We start from the raw sequence: 17,524 nt of genomic DNA on the forward strand, positions 1-17,524 counted from the left end.
GCCGCGACGATTGCACACTGCAAACTTGCAGTGTGCAATCCATGACCGGGGTCACTCCCCGACCGGCGCCTCCAGGCCCGCCACCGGCCCGACGACGACGATCGCCGGCGGGCTGACCTCGTGCGCCTTCGCATCGCGCTCGGCCTCGGCGAGCGTGGTGCGCACGCTGCGCTCGATCCGGGTCGTGCCGTCCTGCACGATCAGCACCGGGGTCTCCGGGTCGCGGCCGTTCGCGATGAGGGTCTCGGCGAACCGGCCCAGCCGCTCGACGGCCATCATGAGCACGATGGTGCCGGTCATCCGGCCCAGCGCGGTCCAGTCGGTGAGGCTGCGCGGGTCGTCCGGGGCGACGTGCCCGGAGACGACGACGATCTCGTGCGCCACCCCGCGGTGGCTGACCGGCACCCCGGCGACGGCGGGTGCGGCGAACGCGCTGGTGATCCCGGGGACGACGGTCACCGGCACCCCGGCGGCGGCGCAGGCCTGGACCTCCTCGAAACCGCGGCCGTAGACGAACGGGTCGCCGCCCTTGAGCCGGACGACGAACTTCCCGGCCTGCGCGTGCTCGATCAGCAGCTCGTTGATCTTCTCCTGGGCCATCGCACGGCCGTAGGGGATCTTGGAGGCGTCGATGACCTCGACGTCGTTGCCGAGCTCGTCCATCAGGTCGCGCGGCCCGAGCCGATCGGTGACGACGACCTGGGCACGCGAGAGCAGCCGCCGCCCGCGCACGGTGATCAGCTCCGGGTCGCCCGGCCCGCCGCCGACCAGGGCGACACCGGCCTGCGGGACCTCGGCCTTCTCGTCGACGACCCCCGACGCGAGCGCCTCGAGCAGCGCGGTCCGCACGGCCGCGGACCGGCGGTGCGCGCCGTGCGCGAGGACGCCGACGGTCAGGCCGTCGTGCTCGCCGGTGGCGGGGGTGACGGCGGTGCCGTGCGCGGCGTCGTCGGCGCGGACGCAGAACACCCGGCGGCGCTCGGCCTCGTCGAGGACGGCGGCGTTGACGGCCGGGTCGTCGGTGGCGGCCATGGCGTACCAGGCGCCGTCGAGGTCGCCGTCGGCCCAGCCGCGGTGGGTCCAGCTGATCTCACCGGCCGACACCATGCCCTCGACGGCCGGGGTGACCTCGGGCGAGACGACCTCGACGTGCGCGCCCGCGGCGATGAGCCGGGTGACGCGGCGCTGGGCGACCTGCCCGCCGCCGACGACGACCACGCGTCGTCCGGCCAGGTCGAGACCGACGAGGTACTGCTCGTGCTGCGCGCTCAACGACATTCCTCTCCCGGGGAGTCCGCACCCGGCGGTGGCTTCGGTTGCTGCGACCGCCCCGGCCACACGCGCGGGCACGGTCGTGGCGGCGGGCCATCCGGTGCGTACCGGGTCCCGCGCGACGACTGACGGACGAGGATAACGGTCGGTGCATGCGTGCGGTGAGGGCGCGAGGCCGATCCCACATCGGCGGTGATCAGCGGCGGGCCCGCGCGACGGCGACCGTGACACCGTCGCCGCGGGTCTTGGGGACCAGCAGCGTCGCACCGGGTCCGGCGGTGAGCAGCGCCGCTGCCTCGGCGACCGACGCGGTGCCGACGGCCGCGCCGACCCGCCCGTCCGGGCTCGGGACCGGCACCGCGGCGAGTGCCTCGGCCGGGTACCCGACCGGGGCACGCGGTGCGACGGCGGCCCGCAGCCCCGGCTCGTCCGCACGCCGGCCCAGGGTGGCGACGACCGCCGTGTCCAGCTCCAGCCCGTGCTCGGTGGCGACCCGGTGCAGCAGCTCCCGCACCGCGGCCTCCGGGGTCCCCGGCCGCAGCCCGATCCCGACGACGAGCGCTCCCCCACCCGTGATCACCGGTTGTGGAGCGGAACCCGCGGCCTGCGGTGCGTCCGCTCCGCAACCGGTGATCACGGTGCGGTGCGGGCCGCCGCGACGAACCGCGCGACCGCGTCGGGGACCCCGGCCGGGTGGGTGTGCAGGAACGACGCGTGCACCCCGCCGCCGGCGTAGCCCTCCGGTTCCCCGCCGCGCCACGCCCAGGCCGGGGTCGTGCCGGCGCGCGGGGTGACAGCGCAGCGGTGGAACTCGTGCGCCGACGCCCGCGCCCCGGCCGGAAACAGCGGCGACGGCGAGACGGCGACGGCGTCGCGGTAGCCGAGGGTGAGCCTCGGGGTCATCCCGGCCGACGCGTCGAGCACCCCGCACATGTCGACGCCGTCGAGGTCGCGGCACAGGTACAGCAGCCCGCCGCACTCGGCGTGCACCGGCGCCCCGGACGCGGCGAGACGGGCGACGTCGTCGCGCAGGGACCTGTTGTCCCCCAACGCCCCGACGTGCTCCTCGGGGAACCCGCCGGGCAGCACCAGCGCGGCGGTGCCCGTGGGAAGCGCCGGGTCGTGCAGCGGGTCGAACCGGACGACGTCGGCGCCGGCGGCGGTGAGCAGCTCGGCGTGCTCGGCGTAGCCGAACCCGAACGCCGGTCCCCCGGCGAGCGCGACGACCGGCCGGGCGCCCGGGCCTCCCGCCCCCAGGGGCACGCCCGGGGCATCCGTGGCAGCGAGGGTGCCCCCGGGGGCATCAGGAGCGTCGGCACCGGCAGCGGCCACCTCCGCGTGCGGGTCCCAGACCGGCCCCTCCGGCAGCGGCCGGGCCAGGGCGACGACGGCGTCGAGGTCCACGTGCTCGGCGACGAGCTCGGCCATCGCCTCGACGGCGCCGGTCGCCGCGGCCCCGTGCTCCGCGGCGGTCACCAGCCCGAGATGCCGCGACGGCACCGCCAGCTCCGCGCGCCGCGGCACGGCGCCGAGCACCGGGAGCCCGATCTCCTCGGCCGCGTCCCGGCAGACCCGGGCGTGCCGCTCGGAGCCGACCCGGTTGAGGATCACCCCTGCGACCTGCACCGACGGGTCGAACGAGCGGAACCCGTGCAGCAGCGCGGCCAGCGACCGCGACTGCCCCCGGACGTCGACGACCAGCACCACCGGCGCCCCGAGCTCGGCCGCCACCGAGGCCGTCGATGCAGCACTGATGTGCGCTCCGCCTGCGCTCCGCGCTGCACCGATGTGCGCTCCGCCTGCGCTCCGCGCTGCACCGATGTGCGCTCCGCCTGCGCTCCGCGCTGCCCCGTCGCCGATCCGACCGTCGAACAACCCCATGACGCCCTCGACGACGGCGACGTCGCACCCGGCGGCACCGTGCCGGGCCAGCGGTGCGATCCGCTGCGGGCCCTGCAGCACGACGTCGAGGTTCCGGCCGGGCCGCCCGGCGGCGAGGGTGTGGTAGCCGGGGTCGATGTAGTCCGGCCCGACCTTGAACGGTGCGACCCGGGACCCGCGGCGGCGCAGCGCGGCCATCAGGCCGGTCGCGATCGTCGTCTTCCCGCTGCCCGACGCCGGCGCGGCGACGACCAGCGCGCGCGGACTCACCACGTGGTCACCACTCGATGCCCCGCTGGCCCTTCTGCCCGGCGTCCATCGGGTGCTTGATCTTCGTCGTCTCCAGGACCAGGTCCGCGGCCTCGATCAGCGCAGGCGGCGCGTCCCGCCCTGTGATGATCACGTGCTGCTGCCCGGGCCGGTTCGTCAGCACGTCCACGACCTCGTCGACGTCGATCCAGCCCCACTTCAGCGGGTAGGTGAACTCGTCGAGCACGTAGACGCGGTGGGTCTCGGCCTCGATCCGGCGGCGGATCTCCGCCCAGCCCTCGCGGGCGTCGGCGGCGTGGTCGGTCTCGGTGCCCTGCTTACGCGACCACGACCAGCCCGAGCCCATCTTGTGCCACTCGATCGGCCCGCCCTGCCCGGTCTCCTCGTGCACCCTGCCGAGCGCGAGGAAGGCCTCCTCCTCGCCGATCTTCCACTTCGCGGACTTCACGAACTGGAACACCCCGATCGACCAGCCCTGGTTCCAGCCGCGCAGCGCGGTCCCGAACGCCGCGGTCGACTTCCCCTTCATCTCACCGGTGTGCACCACCAGCAGCGGGCGGTTGCGGCGCTGGCGGGTCGTCAGCCCATCGTCGGGTGTGACGGACACCTGTCCCTGCGGCACGGTCGTTCTCCTTCTGCTCAGGCGGCGTGCGCGGACCGGGCGGATCGCACCAGGTCGCCCACGCTGTCGGCGGTCAGCTCGTCGAGGGTCACCAGCTCGCCACCGGCCGCGGCGGCCAGCGGCGCAGCCAGCCCCAGCCGGACGTGCCCGGCCTCGCAGTCGACGACGACGGTGTGCACACCGTCCTCGGCCAGCAGCCCGGCGGCGCGGCGGGCGTCGGCGACCGGGTCGCCGCCCTCCCGGGCCGGGACGGTCGCCCGCCCGTCGGTGAGCAGGACGACCAGCGGACGGCGGCGCGGGTCGCGGCGGCGTTCGGCGGTGAGCACGGCGCGGGCCCTGAGCAGGCCGTCGGCGAGCGGGGTGCGGCCTCCGGTGCGCAGCTTCGCGAGCCGCTGCTGCGCGGTCGGGACCGACGACGTCGGCGGCAACGCCAGCTCGGCCGACCGGGCCCGGAACGTCACGAGCCCGACCTTGTCGCGACGCTGGTAGGCGTCGCGCAGCAGGCCGAGCACGGCGCCGGACACCGCGGTCATCCGCCGGCGCGCGGCCATCGACCCGGACGCGTCGACGACGAACAGCACCAGATTGCCCTCGCGTCCCTCGCGCTCGGCGCGGCGCAGGTCCGAGCGCCGCACGAGCAGCCCGGGCCCGCGGCGTCCGCGGTCGTGCTGGTGCGGGGCGGCGGCGAGCACCGTCCCGGCCAGGTGCAGGTCCGCAGCGCGGGTGGTGCCGCCGTCGGTGGGGCGCACGACGCGGCCGGTGTCGGTGCGGGCCCGCGACCGGCGCCCGGGGGCACCGGCGCCGAGGCCGGGGACCTGGAACTTACGGACGGTCGCGCGGTGCAGCCGGGCCGCGTCCCCGACCGTGACCGCGCGGCCCTCGCCGCCGTCGCCGCCGGGCTCGCCCTGCTGCCCGGTGCCCTCCTGCTCGGCGCCCTGCCGGTCGGCGGGCTGCGGGATCTCGTCGGCCGGGGTGCCGTCCGGGCTCTCCTGCGACGGCGCCTCCGGGGTGCCGTTCGCGGCGTCCTGCGCCCCCGGGGTGCCGTCCGGGCCGGAGCCGTCGCCGCGATCCGGGTCGGCGTCGGTGTCCTGGCCGGGTCCGTCGGGAGCCTGCCTCTCGGGGCCGGTGTCGCCGGGCTCGTCCGGGCCGCCGTCGCCGGGATCCGGGTCGGGGTCGTCGTCGGGGTCCGGGTCGTCACCCAGGTGGTCCTCGGCGTCGCGCAGCGCCTCGTCGAGGTCCTTCTCGTCCAGGCCCGGCTCGTCGAAGGGGTCCCGGCGCCGGCGGTGCGGCAGGGCGAGGGTCGCGGCGACCCGCACGTCGTCGGCGGTGATCGCGTCGCGGCCCTCCCAGGCCGCGTGCGCCGCCGCGGTGCGGGTGATGACCAGGTCGGCGCGCATGCCGTCGACGTCGAAGCGGGCACACACGAACGCGATCCGGCGCAGCTCCCGGTCGGAGACCTCGACCTTCCCGACCCGGGTGCGGGCGGCACGCAGCCGCTGCGCCAGCGCGGTCTCCTCGTCGGCGAAGCGGGCGACGAAGGCGGCCGGGTCGTCGTCGAACTCCATCCGGCGACGCGTGACCTCGGCCCGGGTGTCGACGTCGCGGCTGGCGCGCACCTCGACGGTCAGCCCGAAGCGGTCGAGCAGCTGCGGGCGCAGCTCCCCCTCCTCCGGGTTCATCGTCCCGACCAGCAGGAACTTCGCGGCGTGGGAGACGGAGACGCCGTCGCGCTCGACGTGCGCGCGACCCATCGCGGCGGCGTCGAGCAGCAGGTCGACGAGGTGGTCGTGGAGCAGGTTGACCTCGTCCACGTAGAGCACGCCGCGGTGCGCCTCGGCGAGCAGCCCCGGCTGGTAGGCGCGGCGGCCCTCGGCGAGGGCCTGCTCCAGGTCCAGCGAGCCGACCAACCGGTCCTCGGTGGCGCCCACGGGCAGCTCGACCAGCCGCGCGGGCCGGGTCACCGACGGCGCGTCCGGTGGGTGCGGGCCGTCCGGGCAGTCCGGGTCGGGGTCGGCGGGGTCGCAGCCGAAGCGGCAGCCCTGCACGACCCGCAGCTCGGGCAGCAGCGACGCGAGCGCCCGCACCGCTGTCGACTTGGCGGTGCCCTTCTCTCCGCGCACGAGCACCCCGCCGACGCCGGGGTGGACGGCGTTGAGCAGCAACGCCAGGCGCAGGTCGTCGTGGCCGACGACGGCGGAGAAGGGGAAACGCGGAGAACTCACGGCTGCGAGGCTGCCAGACGCGACGTCACGACCGGCAGTTCCGGCGACGCACCGTGGCGGATCACATGCTCAAGTGTCGACATGTCCAGATGATGTTCGACCAGGTCGGCCAGCAGATCCGCCTGCCGGGTGCGTTCCGCGGCGAACGAGGTGTCGTCCGCCACCCGGAACCCGTCGCGGCCGGCCTCGGCGGCGAGGCGGATCAGCAGCAGCCTGCGGAACGCGTCGTTCTCGGCGAGCCCGTGCCAGTGCGTGCCCAGCACGTTCCCCCGGTCCGAGCCCTCCCCGTCCGGGGCGTCGCCCAGCAGCGCCGGGTCGCCGGAGCGCACGACGCGGCCATGGTGGATCTCGTAGCCGGTCACCGGGACGCCCCACGCGGTCGTCGTCGGGGTGCCGAGGTGCTTGGCCGGGTCGAACGCGATGTCCAGGTCGAGCAGCCCGAGCCCGGGAACGGTGGTGCCGGGCGCGGCCTCGGCGCCGTCCGGATCGGTGATCGTGGTGCCGAGCATCTGGTAGCCGCCGCAGATGCCGAGCACCGGGCGCCCGGCAGCGGCGTGCGCGGCGACCGCGTCGGCCATCCCGGACGACCGCAGCCAGGCCAGGTCCGACACCGTCGCCTTCGACCCGGGCAGGACGACAACGTCGGTGTCGGCGATCCGGGACGGCTCGGTCACGTAGCGGACGGCGACGCCGGGCTCGCAGGCCAGCGCCTCGGCGTCGGTGGCGTTGGAGATCCGCGGGAACCGGACGACGGCGACGCGCAGCCACTGGTCCCCGCGCGGCGGTGCGGGGCGGCCGAGCACCCCGTCGCCGACGGCGGACAGCGAGTCCTCGGCGTCGAGCCAGAGCCCGTCGGCCCAGGGCAGGACGCCGAGGGTGGGACGCCCGGTCAGCTCGCGGAGCTGGTCGAGGCCGGGGTCGAGCAGCCGCGGGTCGCCGCGGAACTTGTTGATCACGAAGCCGGCGACGAGTGCCTGGTCGGCCGGGTCGAGGACGGCGAGGGTGCCGAACAGGTGGGCGAGCACCCCGCCGCGGTCGATGTCGCCGACGACGAGCACCGGCAGGTCGTTGCGCCGCGCGAACCCCATGTTGGCGAGGTCGGTGGGGCGCAGGTTGATCTCGGCCGGGGAGCCGGCGCCCTCGCAGACGACGACGTCGTAGCGGGACCGCAGGCTCGTCAGCGAGTCGGCGACGACGTCGGCGAGCGCCGCCGTGCGGTGCCGGTAGGACAGCGCGGACACCTGCCCATCGGCGCGGCCACGCACGACGACCTGCGAGGTGCGGTCGCTGCCCGGTTTGAGCAACACCGGGTTCAGGTCGACGCCCGGGGTGATCCCGCAGGCGAACGCCTGCATGGCCTGGGCGCGGCCGATCTCGCCGCCGTCGGGGGTGACGACGGAGTTGTTGCTCATGTTCTGCGCCTTGAACGGGGCGACGGAGACACCGCGGCGGGCCAGGACCCGGCAGATCCCGGCGACGACGGCGCTCTTGCCCGCGTCCGACGTCGTGCCCGCGATCAGTACCGCTCCCCCGCTGCCCACGCCCACCAGTATCGGATCACCGGTACGCGGGCCGGTGGCTACCCTGGCGGTCGTGCGTTTCCTGCTGCGTCCGGGGTGGATCGCGTTCGTCGTCGCGGTCCTGGCCTTCGTGGTCGCCTGCTACACCCTGCTGGCCCCGTGGCAGTTCGGCCGGGAGGAGCAGCGCAACGCGGAGAGCCGGGCGATCGCGCAGGCCGACGCGACCCCGCCGGTGCCGTTCGCGTCGCTGGTACCGGGCACGGAGATCCCCGGTGACGCGGTGTGGCGCCGGGTCGCGCTGACCGGCGAGTTCGACCGTGCGGCCGAGAGCGTCGTCCGGCTGCGGGTGGTCGACGGGAGCCCGGCGTTCGAGGTGCTGACGCCGCTGCGGCTCACCGACGGGCGGGTCGTCGTCGTGGACCGGGGCTCGGTGCAGGCCGGTGACCGCGGCCGGGTCCCCGCCTACGCCCCGGCCCCGGCCGGGCCGGTGACCGTCGACGGGCGGCTGCGCACCGACGAGAACGACCCGCAGGCGCGGGCCCCGCTGACCGGCGAGGGCGTCCCGCAGGTCTACGCCGCGGACTCCCGCTCGGTGGCCGCCGCGACCGGGATCCGCCCGCAGCCGGTGGCCGGCACGGTGACGCTGGAGGCGGGTCAGCCGGGAGTGCTGGACCCGATCCCGGTGGCGCCGTCGGGGGGCGGTGCGCCGTTCAGCAACTTCTCCTACGCCCTGCAGTGGCTGACCTTCGGCGCCGTCGCCCTGGTCGCGCTGGGCCTGTTCATCCGGCTGGAGCTGTTGCAGCGCAAGGGCGCCAAGACCGGCACGGACGCATCGGGCTCCGGTGCCGCACCGGCCGGTCGCGTCAGCCTGCGCGACCAGCTCGCCGGACGCGACGGGTACGGCGCCGACGCCCCCGCCTCCTCTGCTGAGCCGGCCGCAGACCCCGACTCCGCAGACCACGACTCCGCCGGGCAGGAGTGCGCGGGGCGCGAGTCCGCCGGGCAGGAGTGCGCGGGGCGCGAGTCCGCGGGGCGCGAGTCCGCGGGACGCAGGTCCGCCGGGCACGACGTTCCTGGCGGCCGCCCGCGCTGACCCGGCCGGTTCGCACACCCCTGGACCGGTTCGCACACCCGAAATATGAGGTGTGCGGACCGTCCGCCGTGTGTGGGAACAACCGGCGTTCGCGCCGCCGGGGCCCGATGCGAGCCGGAGCAGGACCGTCGGTCCGGAAATACGTCAGCACGTGACGTACTGCGCGACCCCGCGCCCCCTCCGAGGGACCTGCCGGCGCCCCGCCACCACTCCGCCGGGCCCCTCCCCCGGAGAAGCCTCAGCAGGTGAGGCATGTGCGGGGCGCCCCCTGATCGGGAGACCGTCGCAGTCCCACCGTCTCGCACGACCGTCGCAGGGCCGCCACCGGCCGCGAGACCGAACTGGTCCTGGACTGCACCCAGCCGTCGCCTCACCTGCTGAGGCATCCCCGGACCCCGCGCATCACTCGGCTCCGACCCAGCCCCCACGCCGTCAGCACCGCCAGCGCCCCGGACGCCCCCGCGACCAGCCGGGACAGCCGCGCGGCGCGGTGCAGGTCCGCGGTCGTCGGAGCCGGGCCCGAGCCCAGCGACGGACGTTCCTCGGTGCCGTGGGCGTAGGTCGTCGTCCCGCCGAGGCGCAGCCCGAGCGCGCCGGCGGCGGTGGCCTCGACCGGCCCGGCGTTCGGGCTCGGGTGCCCGGCGGCGTCGCGGCGCCAGGCCCGCAGCGCCGCGGACGGCGACCCGCCGACGGCCGGGGCGAGGGCCACGGTGAGCAACGCCGTCACCCGCGCCGGCAGCAGGTTCACGACGTCGTCGAGCCGCGCCGACGCCCGGCCGAACCGGTCGTAGCGGGGCGAGCGGTAGCCGACCATCGCGTCGAGGGTGTTCACCGCGCGGTAGCCGAGCAGCCCCGGAACGCCCGCGAACGCGCCCCACACCAGCGGCCCGACGACCGCGTCGGAGGTGTTCTCCGCCAGCGACTCCACCCCGGCGCGGGCCATGCCGTCGGCGTCGAGGAGCTGCGGGTCCCGCGCGCAGAGCGACGGGATACGGGCCCGCGCCGCGTCGAGGGCGGCGTCGTCGAGGGCGGCGTCGTCGAGGGCCGCGTCGCCGAGGGCGGCGTCGTCGAGGGCGTGCGCGAGCGCCGCCCCCTCCCCGATCAGCGACGTCCCGCCGAGCACGGCCCAGGTCGACACCGCGACCAGCGCGGTCTCGGCCGCCGCCCGCCCCCGCACCAGCCGCGCCACCGCGGCTCCGCCGAGCACCGCCCCACCGGCCAGCACCGCCGCGTACCCGGCGCCGGCTCCGACGGAGTCCCGGTACACCCGCCGTTCCAGGGCGGCGGCGACGGCGCCGAAACCGGCGACCGGGTGGCCCCGCCGGGGGTCCCCGAACGCCGCGTCCGCCGCGATCCCGATCATGAGCCCGGCCGCCCGGGCACCAGTGCGCATGATCAGACCGTAGAAGGCAGGATCGGGATCATGCGCACGGACCTGAGGCCGGACGAGATGGGCGCCGGCCCGTTCTACAAGCTGCTGACCAGCGTCGTCGTCCCCCGCCCGATCGCCTGGGTCTCGACCCGGTCGGCCGACGGCGTCGACAACCTGGCGCCGCACTCGTTCTTCACCGTCTCCTGCGTCGACCCGCCGATGGTCCAGTTCACCTCGGTCGGGAAGAAGGACTCGCTGCGGAACGTGTCCGAGACCGGCGAGTTCGTCGTCTGCCTGGCCGGTGAGCCGCTGTTCGAGAAGATCAACGCGACGGCGACGGACTTCCCCGCCGAGGTCAGCGAGCTCTCCTCGGTCGGGCTGACCGCGGAGTCGAGCGCCACCGTCGCGCCGCCGCGGGTCGCCGAGTCCCCGGTCGCGCTGGAGTGCGTGCTGCACGCGAACATCGAACTGGGCAACTCGACGGTCGTGATCGGCCGGGTCACCCACGCCGCGGTCGACGAGGCCGTCCTCAGCACCGACGAGCGCGGCAACACCCTGCCCGACGTGCGCAAGCTCGCCCCGCTGGCGCGGCTGGGCCGCAACGAGTGGTCCCGGCTCGGCGAGGTCGTCGAGATCACCCGGATCCCGTACTCCGACTGGCCGGGCCACTTCGGCGACTGACGCCGCCGGGTGGCCCGGCCGGTGGGTCAGAGCGTGTACTCCGTCGGCACCGCGGCCGCGGCGTCGGCGTGCAGCTCGTCCTCGCGTCCCCGCAGCTCGACCCGGCGGATCTTCCCGGAGATCGTCTTCGGTAGCTCGAAGAACTCCAGGCGCCGCACCCGCTTGTACGGCGCGAGGTGGTCGTAGGCGAACTGCAGGATGGCCTTCGCGGTCTCCTCGTTCTGCTCGTAGCCCTTCGCGAGCACCACGTAGGCCTTCGGGACGGCGAGGCGCAGCGGGTCCGGAGAGGGCACGACCGCGGCCTCGGCGACGGCCGGGTGCTCGATGAGCACGCTCTCCAGCTCGAACGGGCTGATCCGGTAGTCACTGGCCTTGAACACGTCGTCGGCGCGGCCGACGTAGGTGATGTAGCCGTCGGCGTCGCGGGATCCGACGTCACCGGTGTGATAGAAGCCGCCGGCCATGGCCTCGGCGTCGAGCTCGGGGTCGTCGGCGTAGCCGACCATGAGCCCGATCGGGCGCGGGTCGAGCTGCAGGCAGATCTCGCCCTCCTCACCGACGGTCCCGGTGGCGGCGTCGACGAGCGCGACGACGTAGCCGGGCATCGGGCGCCCCATCGAGCCGGGCTTGATCGGCTGGTTCGGCGGGTTGCCGACCTGCAGGGTGGTCTCGGTCTGGCCGAACCCGTCGCGGATCCGCCGTCCCCAGGACTTCTCGACCTGCTCGATGATCTCCGGGTTGAGCGGCTCACCGGCGCTCATGACCTTCGTCGGCGGCGTCGACAGCGCGGACAGGTCGGCCTGGATCAGCATGCGCCACACCGTCGGCGGGGCGCAGAAGCTGGTGACGCCGCAGTCGCCGAGCACGGAGAACACCGACTCGGCGTCGAACCTGGCGTAGTTCATGACGAGCACGGTCGCCTCGGCGATCCACGGCGCGAACACGTTGGACCAGGCGTGCTTGGCCCAGCCGGGCGAGGAGATGTTGAGATGCACGTCGCCGGGCTCGAGCCCGATCCAGTACATCGTGGTCAGGTGCCCGACGGGGTAGGAGACGTGCGAGTGCTCGACGAGCTTGGGCTTCGACGTCGTCCCGGAGGTGAAGTAGAGCAGCAGCGTGTCCGAGGCCTTCGTGACGCCGTCCGGGGTGAACTCGGCCGGCGCGTCGTAGGCCTCGCCGGTGTAGTCGCGCCAGCCCTCGGCCGCGCCGCCGACGGCGATGGGTGTGTAGTCGCCGGTGACGTCGTCGAACTTGGCGGTGTCGCCCACCCCGACGACGACGTGCCGGGCCCGGCCGCGGTCGATGCGGTCCTGCAGGTCGGCCGGGGTCAGCAGCGTCGTCGCGGGGATGACGACCGCGCCGAGCTTCATCGCGGCGAGCAGCGTCTCCCACAGCTCCAGCTGGTTGCCCAGCATCAGCACGATCCGGTCCCCGCGGCGCACCCCCTGCTCGCGCAGCCAGTTCGCGACCCGATCGGACCGCTCGGCGAGCTCGGCCCAGGTCCACGAGGCCTGCGACCCGTCCTGCTCGACGATCCACAGCGCCTTCTGCGCACCCTTCTCCGGATCAGCGGCGACGACGTCGAAGTGGTCGAGTGCGAAGTTGAACTCGGTCAGCTCGGGCCGGCGGAAGTCGCGGTAGGCGGTGTCGTAGTCCTCGCGGTGGGCGAGCAGGAAGTCACGCGCGGCGCGGAACTTCTCCGTCGCCGCGCCGTTCTCGGATGCCATCTCGGTGCACCTCGTCGGGCTCGGAGGATGTGCGGGCCCGAGCGGGTCCGCGGCCGTCATCGCGCACCCTAATGACTCCGGAGATGCCGCGCTCCCACCCACTCGCGCACCCGACGGCGTCCTCCCGTCACCCGGTCGACGGGATCCGCCGCCCCGGACGGCGGTGCGGCACTGCACACGCCGGGTGATCGTCCTACGCTGCGCGCGTGATCGTCCCCCAGCTGCGGCAGACCGCGCAGGCGCACCGTCCCGGGCCCGTGCGGGTCCACTTCGGCCCCCTCGGCCCGCGGCTGCTCCTGCGTGCCCTGCTGGTGGTCCTCGCGCTGGCGACGCTGGTGATGATCCTGACCGGTTGCGGTGGCGCACAACAGCTCCCGCCGGCCGACGCGGCCGCATCGGGTGCGGCCCCGCCCCCTGCCGCGCAGCCTCCGGCACCGCCCGCGGCCGCGGCGCCGCCCTCGGCGACCGACAACCCGTCGACGACCGACGAACCGGCCACCGACGAGCCGGAGCCGACGACCGGGTCCGCGCCGAGCACGACCGACGACGAGTCCGGGGACTCCGGCGAGTCCGGCACGACCCCGCCGTCCGGCGAGGCACGCCGGGCCGCCCCGACGACGACCCCGGCCCCGTCGCACGCGCACGGCAGCGCGGGCAACGCCGGCAGCGTGGACAGCGGAACCGCCGGCGAGGGCACGCAGGAGAAGAAGAAGGAGCGGAGCGCTCCGAGCTCGGCGACGCCGATCTGGCCCGCCTCGTCGCAGGCACAGGCGAAGGCGCTGCAGCAGCGGGTCGACAACGGTGGTGAGCCGTGGCTGCTCGACCCGCGCGAGGTCGCGATCTCCTACGCCGGCAGCGAGCTCGGCTACCGCAACCCGAAGGTGACGGTGCGTCGTCCCGGCGTCGTCGACCTGCACGACGGCAACGGCTCCTCGGCCTCGGTGACGGTCACCCTGAGCCAGACCGTCCGGAAGGGCGCCGGCGGCATCTGGCTCGTCACCGGCGTCGCGAAGCACTAGGAACCTGTCGCGAAGCCAACCTGTCGCGAAGCACCAGGAACCGCAGGATCAGGGACCTCCGCCTCTCCCGGAGTGGCCCCGCTCACCGCACGGTGAGCATCATGTCGCGCGAACGGGTGAATCCCGCCCGAAGGTGCAGCGCGACGGCCGTCCGGGACGATGGACGGGGTGAGAGCACGCGACGGGGGTGCTCCGCCGGCGACGCGGGAGAGGCACGATCGGTATGACCAGCGACTCGATCCAGCAGGACGTCTTCACCGTGCTGCACGGGCAGGCCTCCCCGATCGTGAGCCGGTGGGGCTACCGCGCCGACGACCCGTTCGCCGTGTCCTTCGCGGTGCGTCGTTCCCCGGACCGCTGGATCGAGTGGCTGGTGGCCCGCGACCTGGTGATCGAGGGGCTGACCGCGCCCACCGGCGTCGGGGACATCCGGATGGCGCCGCGCCGGGTCGACGGCTACGACGTCGTCGAGATCGAGATCCGGTCCGACGGCGGCGCCGCGGTCCTCGAGGTCGACCGGGACCTGCTGGCCCAGTTCGTGGACGCGACCTGCGAGCTCGTCGACCTGGGCGAGGAGGCCGACCACCTCGACCTGGACGCGGCCATCGCCCGCCTCAGCAGCACGGCCTGAGCCGCGCCACTCCCGCACACACCGCGCCACTCCCCGCACACACAGAACGCCGCCCGGCTCGTCGTGAGCCGGGCGGCGTTCTGCGTCTGCAGGAGCGGGGTCAGGCGTCCTGCTCCTCCTGCTCCTCCCACAGCTCCCGCTCGGCGTCGGCCTCCGCCTCGTCGGCGTGGTCGTCCTCGGCGAGCTGGCGGCTGACCTCGGGGTCACCGACCGGCCGGTCGTCGGCGACCGGGTCGATGGCCGGGTCGACGTCGTGCACGGCGGCCTCCTCGGCACTGGCCGCGCCGCCGTCGATGCCGGCGTCGAGCGCGGCGCCGTCGGTGGCGGGCTCCCCGGCCGGGGTCTCGTCGGCGTTGACCAGCCGCCCGGAGCGGTCGGCCTCGCCGACCGGCAGCTCGTCCGGGACCTCCTTGGCGAGCCGCTCGTCGAGGGTCTCGCCGTCGCGCTCACCGGCCTCGGTCACCGCGTTGTCGTCGACGCCCAGCGGGCGGTCCGGCGGGATGTAGCCGGAGTCGAGCGGGTCGGTGTCCGACGGGCCGGTCAGGGCCTCGTCGGTGTCCAGCTGCATCGCCGACGCCATGTCCGGTGCCTCGGGCTGGAACTCGTTCTCGTCGCCTGCAGCCATTGCGGCCTGTCCTCCTGCGGTGGTGGTGCGTGTGGTGGTCCGTTCCGGTGGTCGGAGGCGGTTACCCGGCCCGGCGGGGCCGCACACCCCGCCCGGCGGGCGCTACGGTCCGCCGGACGTGTCCGCACCGCCAGGAGGTCTCCCCCGTGCCCGCCGCAGGCCCGCCGTCCGAGCCCGCCCCCGCACCCGACGACGGCGGCGCCACCCGCCGCGCGCTGCTCACCGCCGCGGCGGAGCTGTTCGCCGAGCAGGGCTACGACCGGACCACGGTGCGCGCCATCGCCGAGCGGGCAGGGGTGAACCAGGCACTGCTGTTCCGGCACTTCGGCAACAAGGAGGCGGTGTTCGCGCGGGTCGCGGCCGAGCGGGCGCTCGCGGTGCTGCACGCCGGCCCGTCCGGCGAGCTCCTCGCCCGCACGCTCGGCTCGATCCTCACCGAGCGCTCCGGCCCGGAGAACGACCTGTTCGACTCGGTGCTGCGCTCGGCGGGCAGCACCGAGGCGCTGCGCGTGGCCCGCGACGAGCTGGCGCACGCGTTCACCGCCGCGTTCGCCGCGCAGGCCGCCGGGGAACCGTCGGACGCGGCACTGCGCGCGGAGCTGCTGCTCGGCTGGCTACTGGGGATCAACCTGCTGCGCAACGTCCTGCACACCGACGCCGTGTCCGGTGCCGACCCGGCAGCGGTCGACGCGCACGTCACCCGGGCGGCGACGGCGCTGCTGACCGGCTGACCGGCTCACTCAGGCGGTGAGCCGGTCCACCTCGGCCCGGAAGCGCTCCACCTGCTCGGGGGTCTCCTGCGTCCGGGACAGGTAGTGCTCCGGGCGGGGCGCGCGGTCGTGCCAGAACCGTCCCGTCCCCACCTCCGAGGACGGTGCCGCGGCCAGCCAGACGGCGGTGTCCGCGCCCTGGTCCGGGCTGCGCAGCAGCGGTCCGAGGATCTTGTCGAAGGCGGGGTAGACGTCGGTGACACCGGGGGTGCGCGCCCAGCCGGGGTGCAGCGCGTGCACGGTGATCCCGCGCGGGGCCAGCTCCTCGGCGAGGATCCCGGTGAGGACGACCTGCATGCGCTTGGTGCGGGCGTAGGCGGCGGTGCCGCCGTACTTCCCCTCGCGGAACTGCAGGTCGTCGGCGACCAGCGGCTGGGCGTACATCCCGCCCGAGGACACGAACAGCACCCGCGAGTCGGTGCCGGACAGCTCGGCGCCCTTGGCGAGCGCGTCGGCGAGGCCCCGGGTCAGCAGCAGCGGGCCGAGCACGTGCACGGCCAGGGTGATCTCGTTGCCCTCGGAGGTCTCGGTGCGCTCCGGCGGCACCAGGCCTGCGTTGTGCACCAGCACGTCCAGGCTCCCGACCTGCGCGGTGAACCGGGCCGCGAACTCGCGCACCTTCGCCAGCTCGCCGAGGTCGCAGACCTGCACCGGCAGCCGCTCGCGCGTCGCGCCGGGCACCGCGGCGAGGATCCGGTCGCGCACCGCACGGCCCTTCTCCTCGCTGCGCACCAGCAGGTGCACGGTCGCGCCGAGCTCCGCCAGCCCGCGTGCGGTCGCCTCTCCCAGACCGCCACCGGCCCCGGTGACCAGCGCGGTCCGCCCGGCGAGCGACCCGGGTGCGGGGTCGGCCCGCCCGCCGGTCCAGGAGCGGCGGCGGGCCAGGTAGCCGAGCTTGGTGTAGCCCCCGATGAGGCTGCGGTCCAGCACGGTGTCGAGCACGACCTCGGGAGACGGCATGACCCCGATCCGACCACACCCGCGATCCGGGCGCGCGGCGGCCGGGCTCAGCGTTCGCCGTCGCGGCGGCGCAGCAGGTAGGTGTCCATGATCCAGCCCTTGCGCTCGCGGGCCTCGGCGCGGACGCGGACGATCTCGTCGGCGACCTCGTCGAGCGGGCCGGCGACGAGCAGTTCGTCGGGGGTGCCGAGGTAGGCGCCCCAGTAGATCGACAGCTCGGTGCGCCGCTCGGGCGGGATCGTGGCGAACGCGGTGCGCCCGTCGAGCATCACCACGACGTCGTCGACGTCGTCGGGCAGGCCCTCGGCGACGCGGCGGCCGGTGGTGATCAGGACCGGGCGGCCGACCCGGTTCAGGATCAGCCGGTGCGCGGCGGCGAGCGCGGCGACCGAGGAGATCCCGGCGATCGACTCGAACCGCCACTGCCCGGGCGCACCGTCGAGGACCTCGTCGAGCAGGCGCAGGGTGCCGTCGTAGAGGGAGGGGTCGCCCCACACCAGGAACGCGCCGGTCTCGCCGTCGGCCAGCTCGGCGTCGAGCATCTCGCGGTAGAGCCGGGCCCTGCGGTCCTGCCAGTCGACGACGACCTCGCGGTAGGTCTCGTCGTCACGCTCGACGACCGGGCCGCGGTCCCGCCCGACCTCCGGCGCGGTGACCAGGCGGTAGCCGCCGTCCGGACGGTGCCGGCGCAGGATCTCGGTGCGCAGGGCCAGCAGGTCGTCCTGCCCGCCGGAGTCGAGCCCCTTGTCGATGACGAACACGACGTCCGCCCGTCCCAGCGCGGTGACCGCCTGGAGCGTGAGGTGCTCCGGGTCGCCCGCCCCGATCCCGATCACCAGCACCGTGCGCATTCCCGCGA

General features: G+C 75.2%; 16 protein-coding genes. 5 read left to right on the top strand and 11 right to left on the bottom strand.

Translation table 11 applies throughout. The annotated features are described in order from the left end of the window. Nucleotides 1-51: 51 nt before the first annotated feature. From cobA to ACLE50_RS07475, 6 genes are all read right to left on the bottom strand, one after another. Entirely contained in the window at nt 52-1,278 is a 1,227-nt protein-coding gene (cobA, locus tag ACLE50_RS07450; protein WP_410942662.1) for a uroporphyrinogen-III C-methyltransferase, read from the bottom strand. 190 nt (nt 1,279-1,468) lie between these two features. Further along, on the bottom strand, nt 1,469-1,852 hold the full coding sequence (locus ACLE50_RS07455; RefSeq protein WP_410942663.1) for a cobalamin biosynthesis protein: 384 nt from the start codon (nt 1,850-1,852) through the stop codon (nt 1,469-1,471). Between the two features lie 53 nt (nt 1,853-1,905). After that, entirely contained in the window at nt 1,906-3,426 is a 1,521-nt protein-coding gene (locus ACLE50_RS07460) for a cobyrinate a,c-diamide synthase (protein WP_410942664.1), read from the bottom strand. A 4-nt stretch (nt 3,427-3,430) separates the two neighbouring features. Further along, complete coding sequence (gene cobO / locus ACLE50_RS07465; protein WP_410942665.1) at nt 3,431-4,045, bottom strand: cob(I)yrinic acid a,c-diamide adenosyltransferase; 615 nt, start codon at nt 4,043-4,045, stop codon at nt 3,431-3,433. 17 nt (nt 4,046-4,062) lie between these two features. Further along, on the bottom strand, nt 4,063-6,267 hold the full coding sequence (locus ACLE50_RS07470) for a putative cobaltochelatase (RefSeq protein WP_410942666.1): 2,205 nt from the start codon (nt 6,265-6,267) through the stop codon (nt 4,063-4,065). Beyond that, nucleotides 6,264-7,808 carry a cobyric acid synthase gene (locus ACLE50_RS07475; protein ID WP_410942667.1) on the bottom strand — a complete coding sequence of 515 codons (1,545 nt, stop codon included), beginning with the start codon at nt 7,806-7,808 and terminating at the stop codon, nt 6,264-6,266. Before ACLE50_RS07475 ends, ACLE50_RS07470 begins: the two co-directional genes overlap by 4 nt. A gap of 52 nt (nt 7,809-7,860) precedes the next feature. On the opposite strand from ACLE50_RS07475, the gene ACLE50_RS07480 reads away from it, so the two are divergent. Continuing rightward, on the top strand, nt 7,861-8,880 hold the full coding sequence (locus ACLE50_RS07480) for an SURF1 family cytochrome oxidase biogenesis protein (RefSeq protein WP_410942668.1): 1,020 nt from the start codon (nt 7,861-7,863) through the stop codon (nt 8,878-8,880). A 370-nt stretch (nt 8,881-9,250) separates the two neighbouring features. Here the strand turns inward: ACLE50_RS07480 and ACLE50_RS07485 are convergent, their stop codons facing one another. Then, the gene (locus ACLE50_RS07485; RefSeq protein ID WP_410942669.1) at nt 9,251-10,273 is read right to left on the bottom strand and encodes a cobalamin biosynthesis protein; all 1,023 of its coding nucleotides are present in this window, start codon (nt 10,271-10,273) and stop codon (nt 9,251-9,253) included. Nucleotides 10,274-10,303: 30 nt separating this feature from the next. Here ACLE50_RS07485 and ACLE50_RS07490 point away from each other — a divergent pair, with 30 nt between their 5' ends. Further along, complete coding sequence (locus ACLE50_RS07490; protein WP_410942670.1) at nt 10,304-10,933, top strand: flavin reductase family protein; 630 nt, start codon at nt 10,304-10,306, stop codon at nt 10,931-10,933. Nucleotides 10,934-10,959: 26 nt separating this feature from the next. Here ACLE50_RS07490 and ACLE50_RS07495 read toward each other — a convergent pair whose 3' ends face one another. Further along, complete coding sequence (locus tag ACLE50_RS07495; RefSeq protein WP_410942671.1) at nt 10,960-12,660, bottom strand: AMP-binding protein; 1,701 nt, start codon at nt 12,658-12,660, stop codon at nt 10,960-10,962. Nucleotides 12,661-12,866: 206 nt separating this feature from the next. Between ACLE50_RS07495 and ACLE50_RS07500 the strand changes: the two genes are divergently transcribed. Together ACLE50_RS07500 and ACLE50_RS07505 are read left to right on the top strand one after the other, a co-directional pair. Beyond that, nucleotides 12,867-13,679: a hypothetical protein gene (locus ACLE50_RS07500; RefSeq protein ID WP_410942672.1), complete on the top strand. Its 813-nt coding sequence runs from the start codon at nt 12,867-12,869 to the stop codon at nt 13,677-13,679. A 223-nt stretch (nt 13,680-13,902) separates the two neighbouring features. Then, nucleotides 13,903-14,310 (top strand): SsgA family sporulation/cell division regulator, encoded by a 408-nt coding sequence (locus ACLE50_RS07505; protein ID WP_410942673.1) that lies wholly within the window; start codon nt 13,903-13,905, stop codon nt 14,308-14,310. A 100-nt stretch (nt 14,311-14,410) separates the two neighbouring features. Here the strand turns inward: ACLE50_RS07505 and ACLE50_RS07510 are convergent, their stop codons facing one another. Beyond that, the gene (locus tag ACLE50_RS07510; protein WP_410942674.1) at nt 14,411-14,935 is read right to left on the bottom strand and encodes a DUF5709 domain-containing protein; all 525 of its coding nucleotides are present in this window, start codon (nt 14,933-14,935) and stop codon (nt 14,411-14,413) included. Between the two features lie 146 nt (nt 14,936-15,081). On the opposite strand from ACLE50_RS07510, the gene ACLE50_RS07515 reads away from it, so the two are divergent. Continuing rightward, nucleotides 15,082-15,666 carry a TetR/AcrR family transcriptional regulator gene (locus tag ACLE50_RS07515; RefSeq protein ID WP_410942675.1) on the top strand — a complete coding sequence of 195 codons (585 nt, stop codon included), beginning with the start codon at nt 15,082-15,084 and terminating at the stop codon, nt 15,664-15,666. Between the two features lie 9 nt (nt 15,667-15,675). Here the strand turns inward: ACLE50_RS07515 and ACLE50_RS07520 are convergent, their stop codons facing one another. Together ACLE50_RS07520 and cobF are read right to left on the bottom strand one after the other, a co-directional pair. Beyond that, a complete protein-coding gene (locus ACLE50_RS07520) occupies nt 15,676-16,665 on the bottom strand; it encodes an SDR family NAD(P)-dependent oxidoreductase (protein WP_410942676.1) in 990 nt (329 codons plus the stop codon). A 47-nt stretch (nt 16,666-16,712) separates the two neighbouring features. Continuing rightward, the gene (cobF, locus tag ACLE50_RS07525) at nt 16,713-17,516 is read right to left on the bottom strand and encodes a precorrin-6A synthase (deacetylating) (RefSeq protein WP_410942677.1); all 804 of its coding nucleotides are present in this window, start codon (nt 17,514-17,516) and stop codon (nt 16,713-16,715) included. Nucleotides 17,517-17,524 lie beyond the last annotated feature (8 nt).

Source organism: Pseudonocardia phyllosphaerae, assembly GCF_046546475.1.
Taxonomy (GTDB): domain Bacteria; phylum Actinomycetota; class Actinomycetes; order Mycobacteriales; family Pseudonocardiaceae; genus Pseudonocardia; species Pseudonocardia phyllosphaerae.

Bases quoted from the DNA above. Each gene is read 5' to 3' on its own strand.
- cobA (WP_410942662.1), bottom strand. From the start codon at position 1,278: ATGTCGTTGAGCGCGCAGCACGAGCAGTACCTCGTCGGTCTCGACCTG.
- ACLE50_RS07485 (WP_410942669.1), bottom strand. From the start codon at position 10,273: ATGCGCACTGGTGCCCGGGCGGCCGGGCTCATGATCGGGATCGCGGCG.
- ACLE50_RS07490 (WP_410942670.1), top strand. From the start codon at position 10,304: ATGCGCACGGACCTGAGGCCGGACGAGATGGGCGCCGGCCCGTTCTAC.
- ACLE50_RS07495 (WP_410942671.1), bottom strand. From the start codon at position 12,660: ATGGCATCCGAGAACGGCGCGGCGACGGAGAAGTTCCGCGCCGCGCGT.
- ACLE50_RS07505 (WP_410942673.1), top strand. From the start codon at position 13,903: ATGACCAGCGACTCGATCCAGCAGGACGTCTTCACCGTGCTGCACGGG.
- ACLE50_RS07510 (WP_410942674.1), bottom strand. From the start codon at position 14,935: ATGGCTGCAGGCGACGAGAACGAGTTCCAGCCCGAGGCACCGGACATG.
- ACLE50_RS07520 (WP_410942676.1), bottom strand. From the start codon at position 16,665: ATGCCGTCTCCCGAGGTCGTGCTCGACACCGTGCTGGACCGCAGCCTC.
- cobF (WP_410942677.1), bottom strand. From the start codon at position 17,516: ATGCGCACGGTGCTGGTGATCGGGATCGGGGCGGGCGACCCGGAGCAC.